Annotated in this window: 19 protein-coding genes; 3 read left to right on the forward strand and 16 right to left on the reverse strand. The window is 39.8% G+C overall.

What is annotated here, in order from left to right:
• Positions 1-7: 7 nt before the first annotated feature.
• Complete coding sequence (gene recQ, locus DW000_RS08025; RefSeq protein ID WP_120055961.1) at positions 8-1876, reverse strand: DNA helicase RecQ; 1869 nt, start codon at positions 1874-1876, stop codon at positions 8-10.
• 316 nt (positions 1877-2192) lie between these two features.
• On the opposite strand from recQ, the gene putP reads away from it, so the two are divergent.
• On the forward strand, positions 2193-3680 hold the full coding sequence (putP, locus tag DW000_RS08030; RefSeq protein ID WP_101928430.1) for a sodium/proline symporter PutP: 1488 nt from the start codon (positions 2193-2195) through the stop codon (positions 3678-3680).
• A 47-nt stretch (positions 3681-3727) separates the two neighbouring features.
• Here putP and DW000_RS08035 read toward each other — a convergent pair whose 3' ends face one another.
• The 3 genes from DW000_RS08035 to nifJ all read right to left on the reverse strand — a co-directional run bounded on the left by DW000_RS08035 (position 3728) and on the right by nifJ (position 10466).
• Entirely contained in the window at positions 3728-4756 is a 1029-nt protein-coding gene (locus DW000_RS08035) for a WYL domain-containing protein (RefSeq protein ID WP_077707594.1), read from the reverse strand.
• Between the two features lie 360 nt (positions 4757-5116).
• Entirely contained in the window at positions 5117-6733 is a 1617-nt protein-coding gene (locus DW000_RS08040) for a class I SAM-dependent methyltransferase (RefSeq protein ID WP_120055963.1), read from the reverse strand.
• A 196-nt stretch (positions 6734-6929) separates the two neighbouring features.
• Entirely contained in the window at positions 6930-10466 is a 3537-nt protein-coding gene (gene nifJ / locus DW000_RS08045; protein WP_120055965.1) for a pyruvate:ferredoxin (flavodoxin) oxidoreductase, read from the reverse strand.
• Positions 10467-10852: 386 nt separating this feature from the next.
• Between nifJ and DW000_RS08050 the strand changes: the two genes are divergently transcribed.
• Entirely contained in the window at positions 10853-11776 is a 924-nt protein-coding gene (locus DW000_RS08050) for a LysR family transcriptional regulator (RefSeq protein ID WP_008602616.1), read from the forward strand.
• The gene (locus tag DW000_RS08055) at positions 11776-12204 is read left to right on the forward strand and encodes a hypothetical protein (RefSeq protein ID WP_120055967.1); all 429 of its coding nucleotides are present in this window, start codon (positions 11776-11778) and stop codon (positions 12202-12204) included. Before DW000_RS08050 ends, DW000_RS08055 begins: the two co-directional genes overlap by 1 nt.
• A gap of 149 nt (positions 12205-12353) precedes the next feature.
• Here the strand turns inward: DW000_RS08055 and DW000_RS08060 are convergent, their stop codons facing one another.
• From DW000_RS08060 to pyk, 12 genes are all read right to left on the reverse strand, one after another.
• On the reverse strand, positions 12354-12971 hold the full coding sequence (locus tag DW000_RS08060; RefSeq protein ID WP_120055969.1) for an SAP domain-containing protein: 618 nt from the start codon (positions 12969-12971) through the stop codon (positions 12354-12356).
• A gap of 145 nt (positions 12972-13116) precedes the next feature.
• Positions 13117-14430, reverse strand: a complete 1314-nt coding sequence (locus DW000_RS08065; protein ID WP_120055971.1) for an MFS transporter — start codon at positions 14428-14430, stop codon at positions 13117-13119.
• 241 nt (positions 14431-14671) lie between these two features.
• Complete coding sequence (locus DW000_RS08070) at positions 14672-15028, reverse strand: cupin domain-containing protein (protein ID WP_024066296.1); 357 nt, start codon at positions 15026-15028, stop codon at positions 14672-14674.
• A 28-nt stretch (positions 15029-15056) separates the two neighbouring features.
• On the reverse strand, positions 15057-15932 hold the full coding sequence (locus DW000_RS08075; RefSeq protein WP_120055973.1) for a DUF4261 domain-containing protein: 876 nt from the start codon (positions 15930-15932) through the stop codon (positions 15057-15059).
• Between the two features lie 16 nt (positions 15933-15948).
• Positions 15949-16452, reverse strand: coding sequence for a hypothetical protein (locus DW000_RS08080; protein ID WP_120055975.1), 504 nt, complete (start codon positions 16450-16452; stop codon positions 15949-15951).
• 249 nt (positions 16453-16701) lie between these two features.
• Positions 16702-18249, reverse strand: coding sequence for a citrate lyase subunit alpha (gene citF / locus DW000_RS08085; RefSeq protein WP_120055977.1), 1548 nt, complete (start codon positions 18247-18249; stop codon positions 16702-16704).
• Complete coding sequence (locus tag DW000_RS08090) at positions 18239-19204, reverse strand: aldolase/citrate lyase family protein (RefSeq protein ID WP_004695279.1); 966 nt, start codon at positions 19202-19204, stop codon at positions 18239-18241. Before DW000_RS08090 ends, citF begins: the two co-directional genes overlap by 11 nt.
• Positions 19204-19473, reverse strand: coding sequence for a citrate lyase acyl carrier protein (gene citD / locus DW000_RS08095; protein ID WP_004696923.1), 270 nt, complete (start codon positions 19471-19473; stop codon positions 19204-19206). The genes DW000_RS08090 and citD overlap by 1 nt, the downstream gene beginning before the upstream one ends.
• Positions 19474-19596: 123 nt before the next feature.
• Positions 19597-21000: a DASS family sodium-coupled anion symporter gene (locus DW000_RS08100; protein ID WP_012864718.1), complete on the reverse strand. Its 1404-nt coding sequence runs from the start codon at positions 20998-21000 to the stop codon at positions 19597-19599.
• 388 nt (positions 21001-21388) lie between these two features.
• A complete protein-coding gene (locus tag DW000_RS08105; protein ID WP_120055979.1) occupies positions 21389-22300 on the reverse strand; it encodes a LysR family transcriptional regulator in 912 nt (303 codons plus the stop codon).
• A 13-nt stretch (positions 22301-22313) separates the two neighbouring features.
• Positions 22314-23057, reverse strand: a complete 744-nt coding sequence (locus DW000_RS08110) for a Bax inhibitor-1/YccA family protein (protein ID WP_120055981.1) — start codon at positions 23055-23057, stop codon at positions 22314-22316.
• A 35-nt stretch (positions 23058-23092) separates the two neighbouring features.
• Positions 23093-24841, reverse strand: a complete 1749-nt coding sequence (pyk, locus tag DW000_RS08115; RefSeq protein ID WP_120055983.1) for a pyruvate kinase — start codon at positions 24839-24841, stop codon at positions 23093-23095.
• Between the last annotated feature and the right edge of the window lie 63 nt (positions 24842-24904).

Below are 24904 nucleotides of genomic sequence, written 5' to 3' on the forward strand. Positions count from 1 at the left end.
AAATTTATTATCCCTTATATTCTGCAATGGCCTGTAAAAAGGTAAGTCCATATTTTTTTAATTTTGCTTCCCCTACGCCTTTAACATTGCCAAACTCACCTAATGTTGTAGGTCGTAAATTTGCCAAATCTATGAGTACTGTGTCAGGAAAGATAAGATACGGTCTAAGACCCGCTTTTTCTGCCAAGTATTTGCGATGTTGACGTAAATGTTCAAATAAGCCGCCCGATGTAGAGCTGGACTTTCCTCGCACCACTGAGGCAGCAGACTTACTAGTGCGAGAAGGCACAGACACATGTTGTCTAATTTCCTCTACCTCTTTACGACCTGCTAATACTTCCTCTGCACCAGCCGTTAAGGATAATATAGGGTATTTTCCAGTCGAACTGCGCAAGTAGCCAGATGCTACAAACTGTTGGATAAGTCCTTTAATAGATTTTTCATCTACATTGCTCAGTAAGCCAAAGACAGGCAATGCATCATGTCCAGCACGCATAATACGATCCGTTCGCTCCCCGCGGACGATAGAGGTTATCATTGATGCCCCATATCGCTCATCGGTGCCCATGATGGCACGAAAAATAGCTTTTGCTTCCTTCGTAACATTGACCTTATCAGCAGAACCCTTACAAGAGCTACAATTATCACAAGTAGTCCAAACGGTGCTTTCACCAAAGTAATTAAGCATATATTTACGCAAGCAATTACTACAGAAACAGTAATCAATCATGGACTGCAATTTGCGTAACTCCACATCTTGTCGTTCCGGCGTTTCGATAGATTGTTCAATTAAATACTTATGAACCTGTACATCCTGCCCACTATAAAGCAAGATACATTCAGCAGGTGCCCCATCACGGCCAGCTCGTCCTGCCTCCTGATAATAGGACTCCATATTACGCGGCATTTGATAATGTAGCACATAGCGTACATTGCTTTTATCAATGCCCATACCAAAGGCATTCGTCGCCACCATAACCTGTAATTTATCGTCTGCATAGGCATTCTGCATTTCATGGCGCACCTCGTCGTTGAGTCCTCCGTGGTAATGGCCAGCTTTGATGCCCGCACGGGTTAAATTTTCATAAACCCGATCTACATCCTTGCGCGTTGCACAATAGATAATACCATTTTCATTGGCGTGCTCTCGCACATAATGGACAACGTAATCCATCCGCTTCGGTGTGCGGATAACAGAGAACGATAAATTAGGCCGATCAAAACCCGTCACGTATACATTAGCCGTATCTAGACCTAATAATTTTTTTATATCATTTTCTACATATTTCGTCGCCGTCGCCGTAAAAGCCCCCACGATAGGTCTCTTTGGTAATGAATTGAGCCACTCTCCGATAAGTCGATAAGACGGTCTAAAATCATGGCCCCACTCAGAGATACAGTGAGCCTCATCCACGATAACTTGAGCAATCGGTAACGCTCGCAGTACATTACAGAAAAAATTAGAGCTCAACCGCTCTGGCGCAATATATAAGAGTTTAATTTTGCCACTGCGTACTTCGTACATGGTTTTATTAAACTCTGCTTGGGTAAGCGTACTATTGATAAGTGACGCTGGTATATTCTGTACTAAAAGACCATCCACTTGGTCTTTCATAAGAGAAATAAGCGGAGAAAACACAATAGTCAAGCCCGGCTTACAAAGCGCAGGAATCTGGAAACAGATAGACTTCCCTGCCCCTGTCGGCATGATTCCAATTACATCTTCATTCCGCAACAAGGATGCAATAGGAGCCTCTTGAGCCGGTCTAAAGGAGGTATACCCAAAGTAGGTCTCTAACATACGCAACGCTTGTTGTTTCGTCACAACTTGATGTTGTCTAGATACATCTTGTTTTCCGCCTACCTGTTGTTCCATAAGGTCCTCCTTTCACGTTCCAGAAATATAAGTATTAATTTCGATTACTACTGACAAATATTTCGTACACTCAATACGAAATATCGTTTTTTCATTCTTTTATTTTATCATATTTCATTCGGTATGGGGCTTATTAATATATGATTTCATAAGTAATCAGCTAATGCGTATCTCTAAAGTATATAGCCTAAATTAGTATAAGAATCTTATTGATACCACCAATTTTTTACCCTCTAAAGTACTAATATGTGGTACAATAAAAATTATTTACTATACTATAGAATATAACTAGAACCTAAGGAGGTCTTATATAGGCATGACACAAGACAACTTAATGATTATTATCGCCTTTGCCTTATATCTAGGGCTCATGATGTATATCGGGGTCTACTATTATCGTAAATCGAACAGCATTGGTGATTACATCCTCGGTGGCCGACAATTAGGACCATGGATTACAGCACTTAGTGCGGAAGCATCAGATATGAGTGGTTGGATGCTCATGGGGGTACCAGGCCTAGCGTATACAACGGGGATTTCTGGTGTGTGGATTGCCGTAGGCCTCACATTAGGTACATGGGCCAACTGGAAATTCGTTTCTAGACGCTTGCGTAACCATACTGAGGTAGCCAGTGACAGTTTAACCTTACCGGATTATTTAAAGAATCGTTTTCACGATCAATCCCATTCGGTAGCTGTTATTTCCGCCTTATTTATCTTAATTTTCTTCTTGATTTATACATCATCAGGCTTCGTGGCAGGGGGCAAATTATTCAATACTATCTTTGGCCTTGATTACACCGTATCCCTCTTTATCACAGCTGGTATCGTCGTATTCTATACCTTCCTTGGCGGATTCCTCGCCGTATCTTGGACAGACTGTATTCAAGGCGCATTAATGTTCTTTGCCATCTTGGCAGTACCAATTACAGCAGCCATGTACATGGGTGGCCCTATAGAAACATTCCAGCTCATCCAACATGAGTTCCCACAAGGACTTAGCTTGTTTGGTAATCCGTCTGATTGGTTTACTTGGGCTATCGGCCTAATTTCTTCTCTCGGTTGGGGTCTTGGCTACTTCGGTCAACCTCACATCCTAGTGCGCTTTATGGCTATCTCTGATGCGAAAGAGCTTAAGAAATCTACGAACATCGCCATGGTTTGGGTTATCTTATCCCTTATGGCAGCTATCGCTGTAGGTCTCATTGGTCATGTATATATGTTACCAGACAAATTGGTTGGCACAGATGCGGAAACAGTATTCCTCATCATGACTGAACGGCTCTTTACTCCATTTGTAGCAGGCCTTATCTGGTCCGCTGTATTGGCCGCTATTATGAGTACCGCATCTGCTCAATTATTAGTAACAGCCTCTGCTATTTCTAATGACTTCTATGCTAATATCATCCATCCAAAAGCAAGCGATAAAGAGCTTGTATTAGTAAGCCGTATCGTAGTACTTCTAGTGGCATTGGTTGCCATCTATATGGCAATGGACCCAGACAGCTATATCTTGACGATGGTAGCCTATGCTTGGGCAGGCTTCGGCGCAGCCTTCGGTCCAGCTATCTTGTTCTCTTTGTTCTGGAAACGCATGACGCGTCACGGCTGTATCGCTGGTATTGTTGTAGGTGGTTTAACAGTACTCATTTGGAAACAATTTGGATTCTTTGGCCTATACGAAATTGTGCCAGGCTTCATTTTCTCTTCTATCGCAATCTATATTGTAAGCCTCATGGGTAAATTGCCTCCACGTCCGGTTCTAAAAGACTATAGAGAAGCAGAAAAAATGCACGTTCTATAAGGAAATATAAAAAAGCTAGTTGATTCATCGATCAACTAGCTTTTTATTTATGAGTATTGGTGTAAACCTTCCTCAATTGCGGCTTTTACCTCTGTCACTAAAGAGGCTGGAGTAAGCACTTTTACACTTTGCATATATTGGAGCGCCCAATATTTAAAGGCGTCATGATTAACACGTACACGACATACAACATTATCGGCTGTTATATTCGTAAACTCTACATTGCCATCAAACCAATCTAAAATTTGATTTACGATGGACCGTTTAGCTTTAAACGTAACAGTAATAGATTCACCGCCGAACATATAAATATGTTCCTTTACGTATTGTGACACGTTAAAGGTACGTTGTTGTTGGTATCCCTTTATCTCCCGTAAAGGTTTTCTACGTTCATTTAGCACCGTAATATGTGCAATTCGATCGACACGTAATGTAGACATGTCATCATAATTTTCGTGATTCCCCACCAAGTAATAATGTCCCCGATTCATTACTAGTTGGAATGGGTTAAATACATACTTCCGTTCCTTATGGTCTGGACCAAGATTAATGTGTAATCGCTTATCCACATCCGGTTGGCAATAAGCCAACGAAATTTTTCTACCCTTTTGTATTGCTTCTTCTATGAGATCAATATTAAGAAATAAATCTTGGCTTCTATGAAGGTACTCTGTATTACTTTCAATATCAATACCATGAGGCTTAAAATAGGAGCTACCCAATTTTGCAACACGCCCGATTAAATCTTTACGTTGAGATGCAGTAATATGGCGAGATGCCAATATACCATCAATCAATAACCGCAATTCAGAATCTTCAAAGGTATGAATCATATAGAAATCAGTACGTCTAATGGTGCCATCTGCTCCCACAGCAGACTCTTCACATTGAATACCAAAATCTCCAGATTCATATAAATCATTTAAATGACGGCCTAAGGTTTTCCGATCGACGGATACCTCGTACCGTTCAGCTAATATACTGCGAATCTCCTCTTGAGATAACGTATGATTAGCATCTGTTTCGTCTTTCAGGATTTCCAGTATGTATACTAGAACTGCCTTTTTAGATGCCATAAAAGACTCCTTTTACAAATAATACAATTAATACAACTTTATCAACTAATACAATTTATAGAATCATCCACAACACATCGGATGATATTTACAAAATACCCAAACACATTATACCATACTTTCATGAACGGTTCATTTTTTCCTCATTAAAATTATCGATTTACTATACTTTTTCAGCAATATAAAATAACTAAAAGTAATAAATATAAAATAAAAGTAAATTTAATTATATAAAACAAAACCCGTTAACACTTAATACATATATATGTTATAAGTGTAACGGGTTTCTATTTTAGCTATAAAATCAGCAGAATATAATACAGACTCATAGCAACAGAATCAAATAAAGGGAGCTATCACTTAGGAAATACTACCTGTTTTCTTACTTCTAACAAAGCCCAAATGTTCCATGCGCGTTGTTAATTCATTATAAAAAGCTTCAACCATGGCATTTTGATGCTTTGTAGGTTGAGAGGGATCTGCACTAAAGAGAGCCTCTTTAATCTTTTTAATTACCGTGGATTTCGCTTTTGGTTTGTTCAATAACTCCATAAATAATAAATCCTCTTCAGAAATATCACCAATAGCATCATTGAACATATCTGCTCCATGTATATATTCACTACCACCATTCACAATAGCCTTTACAAAGTTTGTAAAACGGGTAGGTATATAAGATAAGCCCTCCATATACTCTTCTTTTACAGGAAATGTTTTATAGAAGCGAATGCCACCACGTACCATATGCTCTACTACAGCACGATACAAGCTACATACAGCAGGTTCTAATTCATCATCAGATGCATGAGCTGCCTCATGGGCTGCTTTCAAAATAGCTAGAGCCTCGATCATATTAAACGTACCACCATCTTTAATAAGCGCTTGGAAGGTATCTCTTACGAGTACATTTTCAAACATTTCCAGTGCTTCCTCATCAAAGAGAATTTGGAAAACAAAGCTATTTACAATAGTGCGAACAGGAATTGTATTCACTTCAGCCGGATTCGCAACAGCAAAGTTAATATTATTTGCAAAGCTAGCTTTACAAATAATTGACTTGCGGAATGTCGTATCTAGTATAAAATCTAAATATTGTTCTTGATCCGCTTGGCTATTAGGCGCCAGTTGCTCAAGTTTAGCTGCTATACTTTCATCATAGGTACGAACCATAGATAGTGTAAGGTCTGCATCGCATACATAAGCAAGATTATGCGCTTTCAAATGATCATTAAATTGATAGAAATAGCACGGATCATTATGCGGCTCTAGATGGTCATGACCTACATAATAGTCATCCTTTTGCATTACAGAGCGCAATGCACCAAGGAATTTACTATTTCGTTCTTTAAGGTTATCATAGTTAAGAATCTGAGCACCCACAAGACTGCCTACGGTCTTACCGCGCAACACCTTTTCCTTATGGGTCAACTTATCTTGGCCACGATTAGCAAACAGCATGAGCTGACGTACTTCTTCCATGGTATGCCAACCTGGATACGTATTGTAAGACACATAGGCAATACCATTATCCGCCAAATGATTAGAAATAATATTGAGCAGCTTATCCTTCATTTCATCATTGATCCAAGAGTAGAATCCATGTGCAATAATATAATCGAAAGTCCCCATAGATTCGTCAAAATTCAAAATATCTCCTTGCACCAAGGATACATTCTCTAATTTTGCATCACAAATAATTTGATTGCCCTTCTCTACTTGGTCTTGTGAAAGTTCAATGCCTACAAAGGTCGCCTCTGGGTTAAATACAGCTTGAGAAATAATATTACCGCCATAAGTAGCGCCTAGTTCAAGAACACGAGCTGTCTTCGCAGGTGGAGTATTTAGCCCTACAAGAGCACCATATGCTTCTAAATAGGCCGGCGTTGTAAAAGGAAATGGATAGGATTTATAGCCTAACTCTTTATATATCGTTTGTTGCATGTCTTCCATTGCTATTTGTGAATTATCCTTAGCCATATGTACCTCTATGTTTAACTTTATGAAATATACATTGTTATTTATCATTATACCAAATTACTAGTATATTACCTACGTTTAAAGCAGTTATTACCTAAATAATATGATATTAACACATTTAGCTATATAGTATTACATACAAAAGAGGCACCCTTTCAAGGGTGCCTCATATAGTTCTCAGTCGTTAAATAACGAATTATTTTACGTCTTCAAAACCTTTTTGCAAGCGAACATAGCTTAAGCGACGTTCTTTAGCGTCTTTTTCAGTTTTAGCGAATAATTCTTCTGCAACGTCTGGAGCTGCTTTAGCCAAGGAAGCGTAACGTACTTCACCTTTAAGGAAGTCTTGGAAGCTTTCAGTTGGTTCTTTGGAATCCAAGGAGAATGGATTTTTACCTTCTTCTTTAAGTTGAGGGTTGTATCTGTAAAGATCCCAGTAACCAGCTGCAACTGCTTTACGTTGTTCTTCTTGAGCTTTACCCATACCAGCTTTGATACCATGGTTGATACATGGGCTGTAAGCGATGATCAAGGATGGACCTGGATATGCTTCAGCTTCTGTAACAGCTTTCATCAATTGGTTTTTGTCTGCACCCATAGCTACTTGTGCTACGTATACATAACCATAAGACATAGCCATCATGCCAAGGTCTTTCTTCTTAGTACGTTTACCAGAAGCTGCGAATTGAGCAACTGCTGCTACGTTAGTGGATTTAGATGCTTGACCACCAGTGTTGGAGTATACTTCAGTATCGAATACGAAGATGTTTACGTCTTCGCCAGAAGCTAATACATGGTCAACACCGCCGAAGCCGATGTCGTATGCCCAGCCGTCACCACCGAAGATCCAGTGAGAACGTTTGATCAAGAATTGTTTTTTCTCAAGAATTTCTTTCAATTCAGGAGTTGTAGCGCCTTCAGCTTCGATAGCTGCTACTAAACGTTCGGAACGTTGACGAGTAGCTGCACCAAGGTTAGCAAATTCAATCCATTGTTCTAAAGCGTCTTTCAATTCGCCAGTAGCAGTTTCAACTGCTTTAGCAGCCAATTCTACTAATTGTTGGCGGATTTTCTTAACACCGATGTACATACCATAACCATACTCAGCATTATCTTCGAACAAGGAGTTTGCCCAAGAAGGACCATGACCTTGTTGGTTAGTTGTGTATGGAGATGCAGGCATGGAAGCACCCCAGATGGAGGAACAACCAGTTGCATTGGCAATCATCATACGGTCACCGAACAATTGAGTTAACAATTTAGCATAAGGAGTTTCACCACAACCTGCGCAAGCACCGGAGAATTCGAACAATGGTTGTTCAAATTGGGAACCTTTAACAGTTTCCTTCTTCATAGGATTTTCTTTTACAGGAAGGTTAACACCATAGTTCCAAGCTTCAGCTTGTTCGATTTCAGTATCGATGGATGTCATCACGATAGCTTTGCCTTTAGGAGCTGGACAGATATCAACACAGTTACCGCAACCCAAGCAATCTAATGGGGATACAGCGATACGGAATTGAAGATCTTTAGCACCCAATGCAGGGATTGTATCGAAATGTTCTGGAGCTGCAGCCACTTCTGCTTCAGTTGCCAAAATTGGACGAATTGTAGCATGTGGACATACGAAGGAACATTGGTTACATTGAATACAGTTTTCAGGCAACCATTTTGGAACGAACAATGCAGGACCGCGTTTTTCGAATTTAGCAGTACCAGCAGGTAATGTACCATCTTCATAGCCAGAGAATTTGGATACAGGAAGATCATAACCAGCTTGTGCATTGATTGGTTGTGCAATATTTTGAACGAAGGATGGGCAAGATTCGCAACCAGGTTTAACTGCATGATTGCCATCATCTACTGCGTCTTTCCAGCTAGCAGGAACATCTACTTTTACCAAAGCGTTAACACCTTGATCGATAGCAGCATTGTTCATGTCAACGATATTTTGACCTTTTTTACCGTAAGAAGTTACTACGGATTCTTTAAGGTATTTAACAGCATCATCTACAGGGATGATTTCAGTCAATTTGAAGAATGCAGCTTGCGTTACCATGTTGATACGACCGCCCAAACCGATTTCGGAAGCGATTTTCGCAGCATTGATGATGTAGAAGTTCAATTCTTTTTCTGCGATTTGACGACGTAATTTAGCAGGTAAATGTTCATCCAATTCTTCAGGAGACCAAGTACAGTTCAACAAGAATGTACCGCCTTTTTTGATGCCGCGAATCAAGTCGTATTCATGTACATAAGATTGACGGTGACATGCTACGAATTGAGGTTCAGTAATCAAGTAAGGTAAGTTGATTGGGTTTTTACCAAAACGAAGGTGAGACATTGTTACGCCACCAGATTTTTTGGAGTCGTAGTCAAAGTATGCTTGAGCATACATATCAGTGTGGTCACCGATGATTTTGATAGCGGATTTATTCGCACCTACAGTACCGTCAGAACCGAAGCCCCAGAATTTACATTCAGTCAAACCAGGAGTTTCAACTTCTACGCCTTCAGCACGATCTAAGGACAAGAATGTAACATCATCATTGATACCCAATGTGAAGAATTTCTTGCCATTTTCAGCAGCTAAGTTATCGAATACAGCAACGATGTCTGCAGGGATAACGTCTTTGGAGCTCAAACCATAACGACCAGCGATAACTTTTACATTACGGCCACCGTCAACTACAGCTGCTTGTACGTCTAAGAACAATGGTTCAGCCAAAGCACCTGGTTCTTTAGTACGGTCAAGAACTGCAATGCGTTCTACAGTTTGAGGAAGAACTTTCAACAAACGATCTGTTGCGAATGGGCGGAACAAATGAACGTTGATAAAACCAACTTTGCGGCCCAATTTGTTGAGGTAATCCACAGTGGATTCTACAACTTGAGCGGAAGAACCCATAGTTACAACAACGTCAGTAGCATCAGGAGCACCATGGTAGTTGAACAATTGGTAGTTAGTACCTGCCAATTTGTTAACTTCGTTCATGTAGTGTTCTACAACGTCAGGAACGTTCAAGTAGAATTTATTGGATGCTTCACGATGTTGGAAGTAAACGTCAGGGTTTTCTGCAGTACCACGAGTTACAGGAGCATCTGGATTTAAAGCATTTTTACGGAAAGCTTTAACAGCGTCCATATCAACCAATGGTTTTAAATCTTCATAGTCCCAGATTTGAATTTTTTGAATTTCGTGGGATGTACGGAAACCGTCAAAGAAGTTGATGAAAGGTACGCGAGTTTTAATAGCTGTCAAGTGAGCTACAGCGGACAAGTCCATTACTTCTTGTACAGAGGATTCAGCTAACATAGCACAGCCAGCTGCACGAGCAGCCATTACGTCTTGGTGGTCACCAAAGATAGCCAAAGCATGTGCAGCCAATGCACGAGCAGCTACTTGGAATACACCTGGAAGTAATTCACCTGCTACTTTATATAAGTTAGGAAGCATCAATAACAAACCTTGGGAAGATGTGAAAGTTGTTGTTAATGCACCAGCTTGTAAAGAACCGTGGGTTGCAGCAGCAGCACCTGCTTCAGATTGCATTTCTACAACTTGAACAGTGTTGCCGAAGATGTTTTTTCGACCAGATGCAGCCCATTCATCAATGTGTTCTGGCATTGGAGAAGATGGAGTGATTGGATAAATCGCAGCAACTTCTGTAAAACCATAAGAAACGTGAGCAGCCGCTTGGTTGCCGTCCATAGTTTTAAATTTACGACTCATGTGATTATTGCCTCCTTAAGCATTTAGCAAAAATAGAACACTTGCTTAATCTATCATTATGTTTAGGAATAACAACCATTACAAACTTGCGCACATGAAAAAATAATGCAATAATATATATGTTATATATAATATGGCATTATGTGTGAGCATACTTTTTTGTGATGGGCACAACCATAATTCCTAATATCATAACTTGATATAGCCCTATATGCTAATTATAACGTGCTGGGCCCTATCAACGCAACACATACAGTGACTGTCGCTTTGCCAATATTGCTATCCATGCTTTACATAAAGTAATAGCTAATTGCATTACAGTAATAACTATTCTCATTTAGTTAGGTCACGTCCTATAACCAAGTTTTATTTTTAGGGGGTTAATTATGGATTTTCATCATTTGAAATACTTCGTTGAAGTAGCTGATCAAAAAAGCTTTAGTAAGGCTGCAAGGAATTTACACATCTCCCAATCTGCAATCAGCCGTACAATTAAAGCTTTAGAAGACGAACTTGGTGTTGTTCTCTTCATGCGTAATGCTAAATCTGTAGAACTTACTGATGGGGGTACCATCTTCTTAACCCACGCTAAACGCGTTGTGTTTATGTTTGAACATCTAAAAACTGATTTTGAAAACGAATTTCGTTTGGAGCAAGGTTCTATCAGAATTGGTATTCCACCAATTACGGATGCTCCCATTTTTGCCCAGTTATTAGGTGAATTTAAAAAAGTATATCCACAAATCGAATTGGAACTCTACGAACAAGGTTCTAAAAAGGTTGAGATCAGCGTTCAGGAAGGTTTAATTGATATTGGCATCATCTGTACTAAACCAAACCCTAAAGAATTTGAATCTTTCTACCTTACGAGTGACCCACTGTCCGTTATCATTCCAAAATCTAGCCCTTTGGCAAAAGAAAAAGAAATTCGCCTAGAAATGCTAGCTGATGAATCCTTTGTATTGCATAAAGACGATTTCAACTTACATGATGAAATCATCAAAGCTTGTAAACACACCGGCTTCCAACCGCACATCGTGTTTGAAACGAGCCAACGTGATCTCATGTTACAAACGGTTAGTGCAAACCTTGCTATCGCATTATTACCATCTCGCCTCTGCCCTGAGGTAGGTGAAAATACAGAGGTTGGTTCTAAGGTTGTCGTAAGACCTCTCGTACCTGAAATTATTCATACCCTTTATGTAATTTGGAAAAAGGGTCATTACCTCTCCCACGCTTCTCGCTTGTGGTTAGACTTCGTAAACTCCAAATTACCATTACCTGGATTACAACTCGAGGATCGTCAATAATGAACAAACCATCTGGGCTCGCATCTAAATTGCGAGCCCTTTTGAAAGCTAAAGAATCTCCCATGTGGGGCGTTATCATTGTGCTGGTTATCGTTATCATATTCCAGCAAATACAAATCTCTGAATTACAATGGCGTGTCGATGAAGACCACGATGGCTCTACCATCGACAGTGTAGCAGGTCGTCTTTACATTCTTGAAGGGATGGCTAATAAGCATAGTGATCAACTAAACGAAATCCTAAAAGATATTCGTCAACTACAAAATGACGGTGCCAAGTACGACTGGGAACTAAAGCAACTGCAATGGTTGCATCCAGAGCTCAAAGTACAACCACCAGAGGCAAACCCACACCCATTCAAATCCACAGATCTAAACCTGGATATGAATCCTGGGAAAGTGCCTGATGTAACAAAACAAAATCAATAAAGAAATCAGAAATAAATAAAAGCACCTTACATACCTACAAAAGTCATCACAAATGACTCTTCTCATAGGATATAAGGTGCTTTTATCGTTATTCTATTATAGATTTAATTGCTAGTTTTCCCATACATCTCTGCAACGACAAGTTGCTTCTACTTGCGATACGCTTCTAATTTATATGCATATTCACTTAAAAGCTCCTTTGAATAAATTTTTTCATTTTTTGAATCTCTAACTTCTTTCCAAATAATAGATGCTACTTTTAATTTATTCGAATAATTGCCACTACATTCGTCTGCACAAAAATCCTTAAAAAATTGATTCCATTGACAAACCGAATTGTCATACTTTGCATAATCTGATTCACCATAATATACTTTCAGCAAATCTCCAATTGTAAAGCTTGTATTTTTTTCACTTTTTACTTTTCTCCAGGCAGTAGCCATATCAGCATTAAATTTAAATCGTGAAACACCTATTAAAGCAGAGAAATATTCTCTAAACTTCGTATTAAAGGAAAAATTACATTCAAGTAATGGTGTATCTAAAGTAATACTTTCCACTTGCCTTCTTCTATTTTTTATTGATGATTTTTTAATTAAATCGCCTTTAAAGTACTGCTCAATAATATAATTGAGTTCTTGTTTTGTTCCCCTATATTCTAATCCTAATGATTTACATATTTGTGAAAGTTCATCACGATACCAATAATATTTATTAAATTCATCAAATGATGTAATTTCATCAAACTTAGGTCTACACTCTTTCAATATTTGTCTCCTCAAGTTTAAATAATACTATTTTGTAAATTGTAACATAAAATTGAATAGTATCCAAAATCACACCATTGAAGCATTCGTTAAATATTTTCCTATTAAGTTGTCTATAATCTAGTTATCTATAATATAGCTCTACTTAATCCTCTTTATGTTCCATAGATTTTGGAAGTGTCAAAATTAATAGACCAGCAAGGAACATACAAGCCCCCATTACATAGTAACCATAAGCAAAGCTACCAGTGTGACCATTGATGAATCCAAGCATATAAGGACCTACCCAGCCCCCCATATTACCTGAAGAGTTAATGAGTCCCATCGCCCCCGCTGCAGCAGCGCCAGATAAGAAGGTTGTTGGCATGGTCCACCATACACCCATACCACCGTAAACACCTACTGCAGTTAAGCATATAAAGAATAAGCTAACTTCTGGAGATGGACTGTGTGGTGTTGCTAAGAAACCAATAGTACCAATGAACAATGTAGTAGCAACGTGCCAACGTTTTTCATTGCGCTTTTCAGAAGAGTAACCACAGTATATTTGTACAAGTAAGGCTGCTGTCATTGGAATAGCAATAGACCACGCTACCACGCTTGGTGGCCATCCAGATAAGCTTTTAAGAACTTGAGGCATCCAAAAACTAAAGCCCCAGAAACCAATAACCCACAAGAAATAGATTAACGCTAAACGCAATACTTTTGGGTCTTTTAACGCTTGCCAAATAGTATATTTCTTTGCGGCTTGCTTTTGTTGCTCTTCTTTTTCAAGCTCGGCTTTAATATATACCTTTTCTACATCAGTTACCCAAGATGCATGTTCAGGACGCTCTTTCATCCAGAATGCGAAAATGAACGCAAAGATCACAGCAGGAATAGCTTCAACGATAAAGAGTGTACGCCAACCATGTAGACCAAAGAACGTTGTATCCAATAAAATACCTGCCAATGGCCCACCAATGATGTTAGAGAACAATAAAGATGTCAACATCAAGGAGATTGCCTTCGCTCGCTCCTTTGGCAAGAACCAATTTGGAATGAGTAATGAATAAATTACAGGATATAAAGAAGCCTCACATAGACCAAGTAAAAATCGATAAACATAAAATTCCAACTCAGTGGTCATCGTCGTCATAAGAATACATACGAGCCCCCAACTAAACATGATACGCGCCACCCAATGCATAGCATTACAACGAGCTGCAATTAAAGATGCAGGCACTTCAAACAAAACATAACCAATAAAGAAAATGCCTGCCCCCATACCAAATACTTCTGGCGTCAACCATGGTAAATTCTCCTTCATAGTCAAGCCTGCATAAGCAATGTTAACGCGATCCAGGAAGGCAATAATAGAAACAATAAACAATGGTAAGACTACGTGAAGCATACGACGTTTCGTAAAATCTCTGAAATTGATATCCCCACTTTGAGGCTCTAGTGTAGATGAGTTCATATAATTCCTTTCTACTTATTAAAATATTACATACTTTACCATCTTAAAAGAACAAACGTCCTCTGTCAATGGAATTTTATAGAGTATAGAAATAACAAATAGGAATAGTAAAACCAAAATAATGACATATAAAATAGAAAAGGTATATTCGCTAGAAATGACTGTATAAAATAAAAAAGCACTTTATAGTATGAATATATCTCTATCACAAGAGAAGAAAATACTATAAAGTGCTTTCATATTAATTAGTCTTAACAGGATCATAATCAGCAGGCACTGGAGCAACGATACTCACAAAGACAATATCTTCCGTTCCAGTATTTTTTGCACCATGACATTCACCCTTTTTAGATACTATAACTTGCCCCTTTGTAAAAGGCACCTCTGTATTAGGCGTTGGATAAAATACACCCTTGCCTTGCAATATAACCCATATATCATCAGAGTGATGATGATAATGTTTTGGTAAGATTTGACCAGGTTTAATAACCCATACTGAACCACCTGTGGAATCAGTTTGATAAAATGGCGTCCTAACAGCGTTCTCCAAACTTTCAACTTTCACAAGTTCCATATCAAAAACACGTTGATCACTCATAATGCTCACACCTTTCATTGATTAACAACTACCGAGTTCCAGATGCGTATTCACCCATATTAATATCTAGAACCTCTCGAACGGGCTGGATTAAAGAATCCTCGTATTGAACCTTCCACTGAATATCCTGATTCATCTCGCCATTTTGTAACCCCGCAATGGTTTCCCCATCACCTATTATATCACCATGTTCGAAAATATAATTCAACACATTATAAGCATGAAATACTACATGATTAGGATCTACACCGTGAAAGTGATACTGTAAATCAGGTAAAAATAATGTACTCATACCCACAGAATCTACCATCATATCATTGGTACCTTGAATACTAAAATAACGCACATTTACAGCATAATACATGAAACGAGTCACCTCTTTATCAGGATGATTTTCAATCGATTCTCGACTTAAGAACTTACGAGATGGTCCAAATACAACGGCTTTACAAGAGGGATATAATTCTAGTAATGCATCTACATACTTTACAAGCATATCTGCACGTTCTTTGGCCGCTAAACCAGAGGCTAACATATCCGTAGCAAACACCCTGTATTGGCACTCTGCTAATAACTCATCCACATTTGGACAATCCCATACCTGACTACGATCAAAATCATCTAATACAGGCTTATCGATTTTCTCACAATTCGTCACCATCAAGGTCGGTGGAATATCTGCATCAGTATCCTCGTAATGCACCTTATAATTCTGAGGTGCAAAACCTGCGGAATCACGACGATGATCAAAACAATCCACAGGTCCTAAATACTTTGTGAGTACCTCTACCATTGTATCGCGGCCAGGCATATCACACTGCTCTGGCATCAATAACTCAACGAAAAAAATACCACCTGGTCGGACTGAAGTATCTGTTAAATCTTGTTTAAAAACTTGGCTCATATGCTCTCTCCTATAGTTAAAGCGTAATATAAAATGCATCCTTTATCCTATAGTATATCGGATGTTTATAAGTACTACAATTACGTAACCAATGTTTTATAAATAATATAAAGTCTATATTTTGACTACAGGTTAGAGTAATTTCTATATACTGTGACATCACGTTTATATGATTTAAACATAGGGATTCATATTCAGGTTCAAGCTGTTTACTATTCTCTAATGTTTGTAGAAATTTTGCATATAAATAATCAATACTTTCATAACGATTACCAACCTTACAACTCCCCATATCAAATAGGTTACGATAAGAAATATCTCCAGTCAATATAGACATCCAGTTTAAGGCATACTCTGATACACCGAATACTGTATTTTCTGGATTAGGCCCATCTAAATCATCCTGTAACCACGCTGATATTATTTGGTACATATTTAGTATTTCATATTCGCCTATTTCACCATAAAACTCACCTAACCCATCTAGATCAATCTCTAAATTGGCAATACAACGATACATAAAAACTACCTCCTAAAAGTCTCCAATCTTCTTATAGTAAAAGTATAACTATAATCATGTACCATATTTGCCACATTAGACTTTATTTCTATCTTTGAAGTTAATAATAAAACAACGCATAAATTCAAAAAGACCCGCTTCATGGTCCTCGAACTCATGGAGCGGGTCTTTGTATTAACTTACTAGCATGGGATGGTGAGTTGACAGCGAAACCCAAACGGACTCTACCGGACTCCAACCCCTACTCAATTATAGAGGTTTACGAACCACGTCAAGGATAGAACCATCGCGGTATTCTACGATTGCCACGATGTCTTCGTCTTTGTCGGATACAGGGATATCTTGTGGTTTACCTACCAAGTCGAATGCTAATTGTTGTAATTCTTCAATTGTGTAGATAGGCAAGTTGCTATCTTTGAAGCGTTCAATCAAATCAGTACGAGCTGGGTTGATTGCAATACCGTATTCAGTAACAAGTACATCAACGGAGGAGCCTGGTGTAATTACAGTTGCAACTTTGTCACGGATCATTGGCAAACGACCACGGATCAATGGACAAGTAATAACTGTACATTTAGCACCTGCTGCTGTATCGGAGTGACCGCCAGAAGCGCCCATCAATACACCGTTAGAGTCAGTCATTACGTTTACGTTGAAATCAAGGTCGATTTCAGTAGCACCAAGGAATACTACGTCTAGGTAGTTTGTAGTGCAGTCAGTCCATGGGTTAGCATACATGGAAGCGGACATTTCGATGTGTGCAGGGTTTTTATCTAAAGAAGCTGCTGCAGTTGTATCGAATGTTTGAGTATCGTAAATTGCACGAATCAAGCCTTCTTCAAGCATACCAGTCAAGATACCAGTAGCACCACCGATAGCGAAGCCACCTACTTCACCGCGTTTGCGAAGTTTTTCAGCGATGAATTTTGCAACTGTCAATGGAGCACCGCCAGCGCCCAATTGAAATACGAAACCATCTTTAATGATGCCTGCTTGGTCAAGGAATTCACCAGCTAGTTCAGCAATTTTAATTTGGATAGGGTTTTTAGTGAAACCTACCGCACCAGAAGCGATACCTTCTGGATCACCAATGCTTTCAACCTCAACAACATAATCTACGTCAGTTTGAGGAATTGCATAGTTGTGCACATAGTCAACTAAGTTATCAGTGATGATAACAGTTGTGTCTGCATAGTGGGAGTCAACTTTAGCATAGCCAAGAGCACCACATGCGGATTTACCCATACGACCAGTAGCATTGCCACGTGGGTCAGCTGTAGGAGCACCCATAAAAGCTACGTCGATATGAACTTCACCAGATTCGATAGCACGAGCACGACCACCATGAGAACGAATCACTACAGGGCGTTTCAATACTCCTGGGTTTTGAGTTAAGAATTTACCAAGACGATCGCGCAAGCCAGATGTTTCAATAGCTGTTACAGTGCCGTCTTGAATCATTTCTACCAAGAATTCATGGCATGGGGATAAGGAAGAAGACGCGATTGTAATGTCTTTAATACCTTTTCCTTGAACGCGTTCCATAACCATTTTCATTACATAGTCGCCATTGCGCAAGTGATGATGGAAGGACAAAGTCATGCCATCTTTTACGCCAGCTTTTTCGATTGCTTCATCGATGGAAGCAAGTACTTTATTAGTACCAACACGGCTCATGTGTACAGGTTTACCTGTGCGATGAGCTTTAGGTTCAATAGCGAATTCACCTTGATATACTTCGCGACCTTCTAGTGCTGGGATATTTGTTGGGATATCGCGACCTACTTTATTTAACATCGTATTCTGCTCCTTCCTCTAATTCAACTTTAATGCCTGCTGCACGTGCTTTATCAACTACGCGTTGTGCACGAACTACGATAGGACCATCGATCATTTTACCATCTACGGAGATTACGCCTTTATTGTTGCGCAATGCATCTGCATAGCTGTTCAATACCTTAACGGAATGAGCGATTTCTTTTTCGTCAGGAGTGAATACTTCGTGGATAATTTTGATTTGGCTTGGGTGGATACAAGATTTGCCATCATAACCCAAAGCTTTAATGAATTCAACTTCTTCGCGGAAACCTTGTGGGTCTTTCACATCGGAGAATACTGTATCAATTACGCGGATACCTGCTTCGCGTGCTGCATGAAGGATTGTTTGACGAGCGAACAACAATTCTACAGCTGGTTTATGTTTACCTGTGCGAAGGTCTGCACGATAGTCTTCAGCGCCAAGAGCGATAGCAACTACGCGAGGGCCGTGGCAGATTTCACGAACATTGTATAAGCCACGAACGGATTCGATAGCTACGATAATGTTGATTGTACCTTCCGGCCAACCGTTAGCTTTTTCCACTTCTTCAATCTTCTTCGCTACGATTTCAACTTCAGAAACATCTTCAGTTTTAGGTAAACGAATCATATCAGGTTTAGCTGGAACGATGACATCAAGATCGTCATAGCCATAAGGAGTTTGTGTAGGATGGTTGATACGAACAACTGTTTCTGCACGGAATTTACGGGATTTCAATGCTTCTGCCGTTAAAAGACGAGCTGTGTCTTTTTCTGTAATTGGCACGGAATCTTCGATATCGATCATGATGGAGTCAGCACCGTGAATATCTGCACTGTTAATCATTTTAGGTGTATTACCCGGTACGAACATCATGGAACGAGACAAACGTTTTTTAGCAGCCTCTGTTAATGGGTTTGTTTTAACTTCTGGGAATGTTTTATCGTTAGCCATTATGCTTTGCTCCCCCTTTCCAATGCACCTAATACGCGAGCTTTAATTGTGTAATCCCAAGCATTTTTATCTTGTACGATTACTTTTACGCCATCATAACCAGCTTCTTTCACTGTGTTCAAGATAACGGATTTAATTTGGTCGCCGTATTGGCGGATAACTTTGGATGTTAATTCAATTTCGATACCGCTAGCAATCGGTTCAACCGTTACTAATGCATCATTTTTTTCGTCGAAGCCAGCTTGCGCAGCTTTTACTAATTGTGCCATGTTGCATCCTTTCGTTGTGAAACATATATAAAGTTCAAGTCTGTACAGGCTCGTCGCGAGAGCCCAGTACAGACATTGAATACTAACAATTAAATTCTAACACTCCATAGTGAAAGCTTCATATTACATGAAACCAGTGATTTTCCACCAAGGGATACCGATTACGTAGTTCAATACTAAACATACTAAAGCGGAAATCAAACCAACTGTCCACCAATCTTTTACGTTGTTGTAACCAGCGGAGAAGATGATTGGACCAGGAGCAGCACCGTAGTGAGTTACGGAACCACCATAGGAGTTTGTGCCGATCAAGATGAAAGCAAGTAATGTAGGATCCACGCCTGCGTTAACACCTAAAATCAAGAATACTGGAAGCATCGCGGAGATGTATGCAGTACCAGATGCGAAGAAGTAACGAACCGCAACGGAAACAATGGAGATAAGGATAAGCATCATGAATGGATCTAAACCGAAGTTCATGTGAGTTTCTAAGTATTTAGCCAACCATTCGAAGAATTTACCTTTAGTCAATGCAGAGGATAAGCCCAAGATACCGCCAAACCAAATCAATGTGTTCCAAGCAGCTTTAGTTTTGAGCAAATCATCCCAAGTAATAATACCAAATACGAATGTAGCAAGCATCGCTACGATAGCAACTGCTGTTGCATTAAGAGTAACATCAAAAGTAGGAAGAATCCAGCCTACGATTGCAAGAAGTGCGATAGCGATAAGACCTTTTTCGGACGCTTTCATAGGTCCTAATTCCGCCAAACCGTCAGCAGCAATTTTCTTGTTGTCGATGTCTTTTACACTTGGACGTTCATACATGTAGCCAATAAGTGGGATAAGCATTAACATGATGAAACCAGGTACGAACATAGCTAATGCCCATTGAGCCCAGTTTAAAGTTACACCAGTCAATTTAGTAATGAAGTCTAAAGCCAATAAGTTGGGCGCCATTGCTGTCGCAAAGAAGAAGGATGTTACTTTAGTTGCAAAGTAACCATTCTGCAAGAGGTAAGCACCTGCTTTTTTAGCAGTCTCACCAGGGTAAGAACCAACTGCTTCAGCGATGGACAAGTTGATTGGATATACGATACCTGCCGCACGAGCTGTGTTGGATGGTGTTGCAGGAGATAAGATCATATCAAGGAATGCAGTTACATAACCAAGACGAAGTGTTGTACTACCAAAAGCGCGAACCAAGTAGTACGCAATGCGGTGACCAAGGCCAGTTTTACCGAATGCAACGGATAAAGCGAAGGCTGCGAAGATCAACCACAATGCTGTATTACTGTAACCAACCAATACGTCTTTTGTATTGTTCAATAAAACAGAAGATGTAGCAACACCTAATAATACTGTAATAGGAACTGGGAATGGTTTTAATACCAAGCCCACGATAGTAGCTAAATAAATACCAAATAATTTCCATACTTCTGGTTTGAGGCCTTCAGGTGTGCCACCGAACCACATAAATGCGACGATGGCAACCATAAGGCCAATGCGCCATAATTTGTCTTTCATGTGTGTCTTTCCCTTTCTTAACTAACTTAGGCATACATAAAATCATCTAGTCTTTAACAACATAACCGCTCGCGACGTCGATTACATTGATTAAGTCTACCCTCATTATAAATGTTTAAAAGTAATATGAAAAATAGATTACCTTTATAGGGGTTATAAAAACTTTTATATCTACTAATCATACTTTTTATGCATTTTAAGCATAGAATTGTAGTTTCAAATGAAAAAAATGCATGTATACCTCCCCAAAGAGGATATACATGCACTTACATGGTACTATATTGATCTTAATCTATATTATGAGTTATTATATCGAAAAAGTCCAATACTGAAACAGCATGGATAAACAGTTAGAAAATCTCATAGATATACTCTAATATAATGCATCCTATGCTTTATATTCCCTAAAAATACTGTCATCCACTACGGTATGTTCTTTGTAGTAATTACGGACATATTCGATAAATGTTTTTACTACAACCAAGTTTTCCGCATCTTTTGTGAACACCATATTAGTATCACGAGTAATATATTCACCATCTTTGCTACGCAATGGACTCACATAGATATCTTTATCCTTACAGGATCCAAGTCCCATATAGGTCAAGATAGACCATCCTAGACCTGCGCGCACAAAGTGACGACACGTACTCATAGAATTTACGTCCATCGCCACACTTGGGGGCTCGTCAAAATGTTCTGCACACCAAGTTTCGATGATATTTGCCACCGATGCATCTGTTTGGTATTTAATGAATGGTACTTTTACTAAGGATTCAGGTGGCACTAATTCTTTATATACTAAACAATATGGCTCTACTAGTAACAATTCAGACTTGCCAGACACATCATAACCACCACGAGCAAAGGCGACCATACAGTCACCGGTATTAAACATTTTTACCACTTGATGGCTGAAAGCAGTCTTCACTTGAATGTGAACATCTGGATATTGTTCTCGGAAAGCTCTCAATAAGGCTGGTAGTTCATAGTCTGCAAAGTTAATAGATGATGCGATTTTCAATGTCCCTTGAATCTTGCCAGAGGCGGAATTCATAGCATTCTCCAAAGCCTCTTGTTCTTGCATCATTCGCTTGCAGTAATCATAGAAAATTTCGCCTTGTGCCGTGAGGGCAATCCCTTCAGCAGTTCGCAACAACAGAGAATGGCCCAAGGCTTTTTCTATATGGCGCAACCGATAGCTCAATGCTGGTTGCGATAAAAATAATTTTTCTGCAGCCCTTGTAATATTGCCTTCATCCACAACAGTAACAAAGGTTTGCCATTCTCTATCGTCCATACAAACTCCTTTATTATCGCTTATTACCAAAGATGCGCAATAAGGATAAGAATAAGTTAATGAAATCTAAGTATAGGCTCAAAGCACCTGTAATTTCAATGCGGTCTAAAATTGTTTCATCCTCCATGAGCGCCACTTGTGTCACATTATTTTTAATGCGGTTCACATCGATAGCTGTAAAGATAGAGAATACTACAACACCTACATAACCTAGAACTAAACTAACAGTATCACTAAAGCCACTGAGTACAGTCCAGTTAAAGAAGCGGGCCCCCATCATCACCAAGGATACGATGATCATGCCGAACAATGCCGCCATCACATATGGTGTAAGGGATGATAAATTACGCTTAGTTGTAGCCCCTACCACTGCAAAGCCAATGAAGAAAGCAAGAGTACCTATTAACGCCGGAATAACAACATCAAACACATTGTATCGCAAGGATACCAAGGTCAATGTGAGGCCATTCAAAGCACTATAGAGGAAGAACATACCACGTAACGTCATTACATTAGCAGAATATGCACGAGCACTAAATAGGAATACCACACCAAGCTCTACTAATAAGATAATATTAAAGTTTTGGTATGCAAAGCGTAACCAATTTGGATTCACTAATGCAGCAAAGCCAACACCAATAGTTGTAAGTAAGCCTACAATCATCCACAAGAAAGAGCCTTTTAATCGTTGAGATACGATACTTTCAACCTGTGCAACCTCAGCTGCAGTAGGTCCTGTTACATTATATGGATTCATACTATCCCTCCTTATTTAATTATCACTTATAGCGATTATCGAGCATTGGCAATGCCCGCAAATACCTTACCACGTTCGCCATCGATAGTCACTTCTTGACCTTCGAGGAGCACTTCATGGGCATTTTTAGCGCCTAAGATAACAGGAATACCATAGGTAATGCCCGCAATAGCGCTGTCCGATGTATAGCCGTCTTCTACTGCGATGATACCACCAGCACGTTTGGCAATGGCCATCAATTCAGGCTCCATTGTGCCTACCACGAGGATATCGCCGTCTTTGAAACTTTCATAATTACCCTTATGATTAGCCGCAATGTACACATTACCTGTAACGGATTTACGTAAAATACCATTACCAGACAAGAGCACTCGACCTGCAATATGAACGCGAATCATATTGGTCGTACCTGTGGCACCAGATGGTACCCCAGCGGTAACAACTACGAGGTCACCAGACTCGATGGCGCCAGTGCCGAGAGCACCAGTAATGGCTTGTTTAACCATTTCATCGGAGTTAATGATTTCATGCCCCTTGATAGCCTCTACGCCCCAGCATAATTGCATGCGACGGATAGTTTCCTCATGAGGTGTAACAGCGATGATTTTACAATCTGGACGATGACGAGCCACACTAAGTGCGGTGTGACCAGATTCAGTACATGTCAAAATAGCTGTGGCCCCGAGGTTTTGAGCTACGCGCACGCTAGCCAAACATACGGCGCTTGTGGTAGTCATTTCTTCATCCTCACGAGCGCGGCTATAGCTATCATAAATTGCAGCCTTCTCCGTTACCTCTGCAATGCGAGTCATGGTTGCAACAGCTTCTACAGGATAGGAACCATTAGCCGTTTCGCCAGACAACATAATCGCATCAGTACCATCCAAAATGGCGTTGGCTACGTCACTTGCTTCCGCCCGTGTTGGACGTGGGTTTTGAATCATAGACTCGAGCATTTGTGTCGCCGTAATAACAGGTTTCCCCAAGTCATTACATTTTTCAATCATCATCTTTTGAAGTACTGGCACCTCTTCTGCAGGAATTTCTACGCCGAGATCGCCACGAGCAACCATGAGACCGTCAGCTACTTCCAAGATTTCGTCGATATTTTTAACGCCTTCTGCATTTTCAATTTTCGCGATAATCTTGATGTCTTTTTTCTCAGACTCAAGAATCCGTCGAATCGCCACAATGTCTTTACCACGTTGCATAAAGGATGCAGCCACAAAGTCTACCCCTTGTTGACAACCAAAGCGCAAGTCTGCTTCATCCTGTTCAGATACGGGTGGCAAGCTTAGTGCTACACTTGGTACGGCTACGCGCTTGCGATTACCGATTTCCCCGCTGTTTTGAACAGTTGTAACAATATTATTACCTTCGATAGCATCGATAATAAGTGTTACAAGCCCATCAGCCAAGAGGACTTTATCCCCTACGGACACATCGCCTGTAAGACCTCTGTAGTTTACGGAGCTAATCTCTTTTGTACCTTCCACATCATCTGTAGTCAACGTAAATTGTTGACCGGCTTCGAGGAATACCTTGCCCTCTTTAAATAGACCAAGACGAACCTCAGGACCTTTTGTGTCGAGCAATAATGCGATTGGTTTATTCACAATCATCGCTGCATCGCGCACCATTTGCATGCGCTCCGCTTGCTCTTCGTGGGATCCATGAGAGAAATTAAAACGAGCTACGTTCATGCCAGCCCGCATCATATCTTCTAAGATGCCAAATTTATCCGTTCCTGGACCTACAGTACATACAATTTTTGTACGTTTCATAATCCCTCCTATGAAAGCAATCCCTAGATAGGATAGTTCATTTCTTATTATATCAATGTTGGT

This window comes from Veillonella sp. AF36-20BH, assembly GCF_003602765.1.
GTDB lineage: Bacteria > Bacillota > Negativicutes > Veillonellales > Veillonellaceae > Veillonella > Veillonella hominis.